This window comes from Escherichia sp. MR, assembly GCF_005280595.1.
GTDB lineage: Bacteria > Pseudomonadota > Gammaproteobacteria > Enterobacterales > Enterobacteriaceae > Escherichia > Escherichia ruysiae.
On record NZ_SZVK01000154.1, the window covers coordinates 1 to 249 of the forward strand.

The window sequence follows — 249 nt, forward strand, 5'->3', positions numbered from 1 at the left end:
GTATTAGGTTATTACACTTTGTCAGGCAGCTGCTTTGAGAAAGAAACCTTACCTTCAAAGAGTCAGCAAAAGAAAGTGCCTTATCGGAATGTCCCAAGTATCACTTTAGGCAGACTGGCTTTGGACAAATCTCTTCAAGGTCAGGGGCTTGGCTCAATGCTTGTAACTCACGCAATGCGTGTTGTGTACAATGCATCTCTTGCGGTAGGCATTCATGGGCTTTTCGTTGAGGCGTTGAACGATAAAGCC

At 45.0% G+C, this 249-nt stretch carries 1 pseudogene; it reads left to right on the forward strand.

Annotated features, from left to right (window positions below):
- Positions 1–249, forward strand: a pseudogene (locus FC814_RS22710) (N-acetyltransferase); the annotation flags it as partial.